Below are 7235 nucleotides of genomic sequence, written 5' to 3'. Positions count from 1 at the left end.
CGCCTGCCCGCACTGGCCCTGCTGGGTGGGCTGATGGTGGTACTAGGTGTCATTGCAAGTGAATGGAAACCCCAATTCCTCAGAAAAATAAAAAAGGAAAAGCTGGGATAGCCAGCCTTCTGCACTTGAGCTGCATCTCAGCCCGCTCAAGAGCAGAAGGTGCAAACCTGAATACAATAAAAATATGCTTTCATTTAAAAGTTCAATCCAGAAATTCACTGTTCAGCACGATACATAGGCTGGTTATCATTCAGGCGCATAATGCCGCGAATCGCCCGATAGACAATCCAGATCCAGGACAAACCAATGACGGCAATACAAAAAGCTGAAGCGCCCAAAGCCACACCGGTAAAGAGATCCGGATCGTCATGGGTAAAGAACAACAGCAGGAAAGGAATGAAAGCGATGATATTCCAGATCAGATACCACCAGAAAGTGCGGATTTGCCAGGTAAAATGACTTTCAAAAATTGTCCCGCGCACCGCAGAACGTTTTACATAGTTAATCACCAGGGCAATGATTGCCAGCAAGCCTGCGCTAAAAATCGCCACAATATATAAAATATACAGAATCAGGGTTAGGCTTCGATTTGGATCTTTATCAATAGAGTAGTTCATCATGCTCCCGAGGCTGCTCCTAAATATTCAAACTATTCAAGGGAGAAATCAGCCATACCATTAAAATAATATTAAAGGCTATGGTACAAAAATAAATCTGCCTAAAAGGTTGTTTTTGTGTTTTGTGCCTTAATTTTTGCTGTGCCAGCCAGGCAGCCGGCCATCCGCCTAAAAAGGCCACCAGATGCAGGGTATTTTCCGGAATACGGCGATTGCCGAGTTGCGCAGCTTCCTTATCCTGAGCATAGAGCCAATAGCTCAGGGCATTGATCAGGCTGATGAACAACAACACCAAACCACTGAGCAGACCAGCCAGAGTCAGCCCTGCCAATACCAGAATATAAACCACACAAGCAATCTGCATGCGCTGTAATTTTTGAGAAGGCGCTGTGGTCGCTGCTGGCTTGCGTGCAGACGCTGTTCGGGCTTGAGAGGCTTTTAGGTACATCACCTGCTGGGCACGATAACGTCCGCGCTCATCCAGAATTACCAGATAATCCAGTGCACAGCCAACAATTGGACGCGGTCCCGGGCGTGCAAAATCCTTGATATGCAAAAACACGCGGTCTTTGGCCTGATCATTGGGCTGAATAAAACCATAGCCCTTATCATCAAACCATTCCACCAGACGCCCCTGATCACGCATGTGCCCTATCCTTTTTTATATCAATTTAAGCAGTGACAAACTTTAAACGTTCAATCAGCATATTACGCATCTCGATTGGATTTTTTTGCAAAATATCTGCCCCGCTACGCCCCTCGGTTGTATTCTTCTGGGCCACCTGTAAACGCATCATCCAGAAACGTCCGGCTGCCATGGCCAGATACAGCTCCAGACAGGCTTTTTCATCTTCAGTTAAAGGACGGGCACCTTCATAGGCAGTGAGAAAAGCCAGGGCCTTCTCTTCGTTTAAAGTAACATCGGGATAATTGCTACAGAAATCATTTAGGGTAATCGCGATATCAAACAGGAATTCGTCTTTATTCAGCTCATAAAAATCCAGAATCCCCTTCAGCTCGTCACCCTGAAATAAGGTATTGTCACGAAACAGGTCGGAATGGATAAAGCCGCGTGGACGGTCTGGATAGACCGCAGTCAAAGCATCATACAAACCTAAAAGTTTGCCTAGTAACACCTTGTCTGCCGGACTTAAACTGGACTTGAGATCCAGCGCCACACCGTACCAATAGGCATGGTCACGTACAAAGGCGCGCTCCAGTTCGAAGTCTTGCAAGGCCATATGCATTTGTGCCTGCGCCACTGCAATCGCCTCAACCTGAGCCACGGTAGGCGATATTGGATGCTCCCCCATCAGACGCGGTGCGATCTGGGCCGGTTTATTCTTGATATGGTGAATCGCTTTGCCAGAGTGAGATAAGGGAACTGGTACCGCCAGTCCAGCCTGCCCCAAACATTCCAGTACAGGCACCAGTTCTCCTGCCGCCTTGTCATCCAGTTCTTCAAAGATGGTCAGGACATATTGCCGGTTTTCGCAGACCAAAAAATAGTTGGTGTTTTGAATGCCTGCCTGAATAGGAATCAGGTCGATCACCTTCAGTCCATACGGTGCTGCGAACTCCTGAACTTCCTTTAAAGTCAAAGTGGTATAAACCGACATAGAAAACCTGCGAAAAAACCTACATATTTTTGCTAGAATACCGTTTCCATCTGCCAAGGTGTAGCGCTTGCGTGGGTGAGTTTCATAATCGGCTGTAATAATTGGAAAAATTTATGCTAGCTAAACGTATTATTCCTTGTCTGGACGTTGATAATGGTCGCGTGGTCAAGGGTGTTCAGTTCCTTGATATCCGTGATGCAGGTGACCCGGTCGAAGTGGCGCGCCGTTATAATGAACAGGGTGCCGATGAAATCACTTTCCTTGATATTACTGCTACACATCATGGACGTGACACGACTTATCGTACAGTGGAACGTATGGCTGAATCGGTTTTTGTGCCGTTAACCGTCGGTGGTGGCGTGCGTAAGGTCGAAGACATCCGTCTGCTGCTCAATGCCGGTGCAGATAAAGTCAGTATCAACTCGGCTGCGGTCTTTAATCCGGAGTTTGTTCAGGAAGCCTCGCAACGTTTCGGCGCCCAGTGTATTGTGGTGGCGATTGATGCCAAAAGAACTGGCGAAAACAAATGGGAAATTTTCACCCACGGTGGCCGTAAACCGACGGGTATCGATGCACTGCAATGGGCCGAGAAAATGGCCAGTTATGGCGCAGGTGAACTGCTGATTACCTCAATGGATGCCGATGGAACCAAAGCCGGTTATGATATTCCTCTCATGCGTGCAATCAATGACCGGGTCACGGTTCCCACCATTGCTTCAGGTGGAGTAGGCACCTTACAGCATCTGGCAGACGGTATTATTCACGGCGGAGCAGATGCGGTACTTGCGGCTTCAATTTTCCACTTTGGCCAGCACACCATTCCGGAAGCCAAAGCTTATATGGCCGCTCAGGGCATTGAAATGCGCCTGTGATCTGCTTGATTTAAGAATCTAGCCAATAAAAAAGAGCGTAGAATGGCGCTCTTTTTTTGCTTATTAGGCTTGTACAGTACACATTTCAGCTAAAAAAAAGGAGTCTGACGACTCCCTATAAAACCAAGAATAACTACAGCACTTGGTATCTCATCTACCTCCTGCTTCATCTATCTCCGTGCCTACCGGAGAGATCAAGCAGATCGACAGGCACCAATATAGGTTAATTTTCCAGCACAATATTGACAATAGATCCCCTATTTATTGACAAAACACGACGCCACCTCAAAAGTGAGAACTGCTTGTTATTTTATATACCCATCACTTAGATGTTGATGTTATTGCAGTTGGTCTCGCACTTTGGCCCATTTAGCCGGAAAATAACGGTTGGCCAGACTGGTCAAATGAGTGGATAAGGCTTCAGGCAGTGCAATACCCAGAGGATTTTTTTCCTGCAAATCGGGTGATGAAATGACCCGGGTACCCAGCAGATAATCGAACCAGGGTTTGGTCACGCACCAGTTGGCATCCTGATTACTGTTCATATGGTGGTCATAATGCCAAGGAATTTTTTTTCTGGCCCATTCTGGCTCCAGATGGGCGCGGCGGTGAATATAATAATAGTTGCCCGCACTATACAAGGTCGCCAGAACCATTCCTTTGGACACAGGATAAAATGCAAGTCCAAAAACACTGGCCACCACCACCAGCGAACCGATTTCATTACGGGTACGCCAGTTCTTGTAGCCCTCTACATAACCAATATCCGAGAATTCCGTTTTACGCACTTCACGATGATGCTCCCAATGTGAACGCATACTTTCCGGGACCGGGCTATAACGTGCCTGCCCTGCTCTATGGGTTCCATGCAATATATATTTATGGGCAAACCACTCAAAACCATTGGCCACGACCAGTCCTGTCAAAAAACCTTTCCACATGATCAGACTCTCCTTTTTCTTTCTACTATAGATCAAGTAAAAGACTAGATATTGACCCTAAACTTCAATATGATTGACAAAATACGACAAAATACTAAAAACTTTAAACATGCAGACTCAGAAAGATTATGCGGGTTCAGTCTATGGTGGTTTAGGTCATTTGCTGCTGGCTTTTTATAATAAATATCAGTTGAAACCACCACAAAAATTGCTGGATGTTCAGCCACTGGAACGTTTTGATTATGTCATCTGGCATGATCTGTTAACCACCTTGGAACAACAGTTGCAGCGCCCGGCACTCGGCCTGGAAATTGCCGCACTCGTACAACCGAAATATTTAGGCATACTGGCCTATATTGCCCTGTCCTGTGAAACCCTGAGCGATGCGCTCATGCGCTATCATGATTATCACCGTCTGATCTATGACGGCACACCTTTGCAGATATCTATCCATAATGAGATCCTCAGCATTGGCTGGGACGATATCCCCTTTAACCTGTCCTCCCAGATCACCGATGAAGTCGCGATTGCCCTGTTAATGGAGTTTCTCAAATCGATTCTGGATATCCATGATATTCGGCTGCATGAGGTTCATTTCAAACGCTCTCCACCCAAAAATACCATGATTTACGAGCAGTATTTCCGCGCCAAGGTACGTTTTAATCAGGATAAAGCCCAGATTCAACTGACAGTTTCAGAGCTGTCCCGGCCTCTGCGGCAAGGTGATCAGACCTTGCAGGAACTGCTTAAACAGCAAGCTGAGGGCCTGTTAGAAAAATTACCTCATGCCACCGATATGGATCAACGTTTACAGCAAGCCATACTGGCTGGCCTGCAAAAAAACATGTTTCAGATTGAGGCAATTGCCCGGCAGATGAACCTGTCCGTACGCAAATTACAGCGTTATTTACAGCAGCAGGGGAAAACCTACCAGCAGCGCATGCAGGAAATCCGCTGCATGATGGCCCAGCAATATTTAAAGGACTCACGCTTGAGCCTGCAAGAAATTGCCCTGCTGCTTGGCTATTCTGAACAGAGTGCTTTTCAGCGTGCCTTCAAGCACTGGACGGCGCAGACCCCGCAGCAATGGCGTTCTAATTATTTAGCCAGTGCAAAATAGCAGCGTAGATAAGAGGATGCTGCGCTAAAAAAAGGAAAAATTCAGGATTCAAGCAAAAGTATCAATCACAGCCCAGTCGCAGCTTCAGTTTTTTCTAAAAAAGTTTAGAGGCGACCTTAACCAGATCCTGGTTTACTTCTTTATAAAAACGGATTCTCGATTTCATGAGCTTCATCATGCTCAATTTTTTCTGGTAAATCAGGGGTATTTTCCAGTTCCTGAACAATATCATCCAGCAGCGCCTGCAAGACTTTGGCAGCCTTGAGTCCAGCCTGGTCTTTGGTAATTTGCAAATTACCATACAGGCTGACACAGTCCAGATCATTTTCAACTGTCAGATCATGAATGGCATGCGACTCATTGCCATCTTTATAGGCTTTAAACATAGTGGCCCCATCCTATCTGCTTATTCTAAAGTACTCTCTGCATGCTACCCGAATCAGGCTTTTTACAGCAAGTCTATTTCAGCAGTTGCAGAATGAACTGAAGAATCGCTTCGGTCAACTGGCTGATCAAAGCCGTCTGAGTATTGCTTTCTGTCGTATTGCTTGCAGCGGTGTTTCTATTTTGCGTCGGGCTATCGCTGGTCACCGCTTTAAATTCACGCTGCAAGGCCTGCAAGTTTTCCTTGGACACAGCTTCGGCACACTGGCTTTCTGCATCCCAGTGGGAATAGGCAATCTTCTGGCTGGCTTTCACAGCTCTGGCCGTCAACGGTAAATGGTAGGTATTACGTTTTTGCTCTTCGGTTAACTGGGGGAACAGGTTAATTCCCAGCTTTTCTTCCAGATAGCAGACACTCACAACTCGAACCGTTTGTGAATTATCGTTTGGCGCATAATACGCCCCGATCGCCCCGGTTTTTGGCATATAAATCGCTTTATAGACGGCGGTTGGCACAATGACGCCATTACCAATGGTTTTCAGTTTTTTCGCAGCAAAGACCGGACCAGTAATCACATACACATCCTGCTTTTGTCGCGTGACTATTGCCCGGGTTGCCTCTTCCAGTTCACGCCAGACCTGCTGATTATTTTTAGGGGCTTGCGGCACCATATTGGCCAGCGAAAAACTGTCATACTGGGCTGCCTTGGTTGGCATATCCGCATTAGGCGCCATATGCCCGCGGTCATAGCCTGAACCACGATAATCCGCCAGCGTCGCGCGATGTACTGCCTTCACACGTCCTTCTTCATGGAAGCTGTCTTCACGCGGAATTTTTTGGCTCAGCCGTGCAGGCGTTAAAACCTCTGCCACCCAGAGCGGAGTTTTCGACACCCCTGAATATCCAACATTAAAGCCATTAAAACACAGTGAATAACTGTCTTTTTTCAGACTGTCTTTCATCAGATAAGGTGGAGCATCATAATAAAACTGTGCCAGGCAAGATGAGTTTGACGTCGTTCCCAAAGACACCCACTGACCCAGCCTTTCTTGACCAAATGCAATCGCAAAACTGACCGAGGCCACTACACCCAAGATGATTTTGACACTATTTCCTTTTAACAACGGAGTTACACCACTCTTCGGTTTAGATTGCTTCTTGGCCATGCTGACAACTGCTATTTTCCGATCAATATTGATTTTTGGCGAGCTTAACAAGCTGTGTATATGAAGTATATCTCGCCCCTGTTATTCGCCTAACAATTAAACAAACCCTGCTCATTCAGGTCTTTCCTGTAACAAAATGTCTATTTTTTGATGGTTTTTAAATAGGGTTTTCTGAGTATTCAGTAGCTTTCATTGCGGCAACAGAATGACTATGCAACAGTATAAAGCTATTTAAATTACGTACAATCATGGAGTCTGCATGAATTCCAAATTAACTCAAATTTTAGGTGTGGGCTTATTTACCAGTGTCCTAAGTGCGGCTGCTTTTGCCGAGCCACCTGTACAGCCAGGTGAAACTCTGGAAAGCCTAGCTAAAGCCAAAATTAGTACCACCGTCAACGGCAAGCAAGGCTCTTTAGAAAGCCTGGTCAATTCAGGGCAGGTGCGCCTGGTCAATCAGCCTGCACCTCCACAGCCTGCACAGCAACCGATGCCAGCTACTTCTTCCGAGGCAC

General features: G+C 46.4%; 8 protein-coding genes and 2 pseudogenes. 4 read left to right on the top strand and 6 right to left on the bottom strand.

The features are described 5' to 3' along the window. Positions 1–111: pseudogene (locus E2K52_RS15480) on the top strand (EamA/RhaT family transporter); the annotation flags it as partial. A gap of 104 nt (positions 112–215) precedes the next feature. Here E2K52_RS15480 and E2K52_RS12590 read toward each other — a convergent pair. The 3 genes from E2K52_RS12590 to E2K52_RS12580 are packed head-to-tail and all read right to left on the bottom strand — an operon-like array spanning position 216 to position 2236. Further along, positions 216–617: a DUF4870 family protein gene (locus E2K52_RS12590; RefSeq protein ID WP_151205414.1), complete on the bottom strand. Its 402-nt coding sequence runs from the start codon at positions 615–617 to the stop codon at positions 216–218. Positions 618–636: 19 nt separating this feature from the next. Continuing rightward, positions 637–1263, bottom strand: coding sequence for a DUF1294 domain-containing protein (locus E2K52_RS12585; RefSeq protein ID WP_151205413.1), 627 nt, complete (start codon positions 1261–1263; stop codon positions 637–639). A 25-nt stretch (positions 1264–1288) separates the two neighbouring features. Continuing rightward, positions 1289–2236, bottom strand: a complete 948-nt coding sequence (locus E2K52_RS12580; protein WP_151205412.1) for a homoserine kinase — start codon at positions 2234–2236, stop codon at positions 1289–1291. 113 nt (positions 2237–2349) lie between these two features. On the opposite strand from E2K52_RS12580, the gene hisF reads away from it, so the two are divergent. Continuing rightward, complete coding sequence (gene hisF / locus E2K52_RS12575; RefSeq protein ID WP_151205411.1) at positions 2350–3108, top strand: imidazole glycerol phosphate synthase subunit HisF; 759 nt, start codon at positions 2350–2352, stop codon at positions 3106–3108. 338 nt (positions 3109–3446) lie between these two features. Here hisF and E2K52_RS12570 read toward each other — a convergent pair whose 3' ends face one another. Continuing rightward, complete coding sequence (locus E2K52_RS12570) at positions 3447–4049, bottom strand: hypothetical protein (RefSeq protein WP_151205410.1); 603 nt, start codon at positions 4047–4049, stop codon at positions 3447–3449. Between the two features lie 109 nt (positions 4050–4158). Between E2K52_RS12570 and E2K52_RS12565 the strand changes: the two genes are divergently transcribed. Continuing rightward, positions 4159–5169: an AraC family transcriptional regulator gene (locus E2K52_RS12565; RefSeq protein WP_151205409.1), complete on the top strand. Its 1011-nt coding sequence runs from the start codon at positions 4159–4161 to the stop codon at positions 5167–5169. 140 nt (positions 5170–5309) lie between these two features. On the opposite strand, the gene E2K52_RS12560 is transcribed toward E2K52_RS12565, so the two are convergent. Further along, positions 5310–5555 carry a hypothetical protein gene (locus E2K52_RS12560; protein WP_151205408.1) on the bottom strand — a complete coding sequence of 82 codons (246 nt, stop codon included), beginning with the start codon at positions 5553–5555 and terminating at the stop codon, positions 5310–5312. A gap of 73 nt (positions 5556–5628) precedes the next feature. Then, positions 5629–6720: a DNA/RNA non-specific endonuclease gene (locus E2K52_RS12555; RefSeq protein ID WP_151205407.1), complete on the bottom strand. Its 1092-nt coding sequence runs from the start codon at positions 6718–6720 to the stop codon at positions 5629–5631. 259 nt (positions 6721–6979) lie between these two features. On the opposite strand from E2K52_RS12555, the pseudogene E2K52_RS12550 reads away from it, so the two are divergent. Beyond that, positions 6980–7235, top strand: a pseudogene (locus E2K52_RS12550) (hypothetical protein); the annotation flags it as partial.

This window comes from Acinetobacter sp. RF14B, assembly GCF_006864105.1.
Lineage (GTDB): Bacteria > Pseudomonadota > Gammaproteobacteria > Pseudomonadales > Moraxellaceae > Acinetobacter > Acinetobacter lwoffii_C.
The sequence above is the reverse complement of the archived record's forward strand: the minus strand, read 5'-3'. Positions and strand labels throughout refer to the sequence as shown.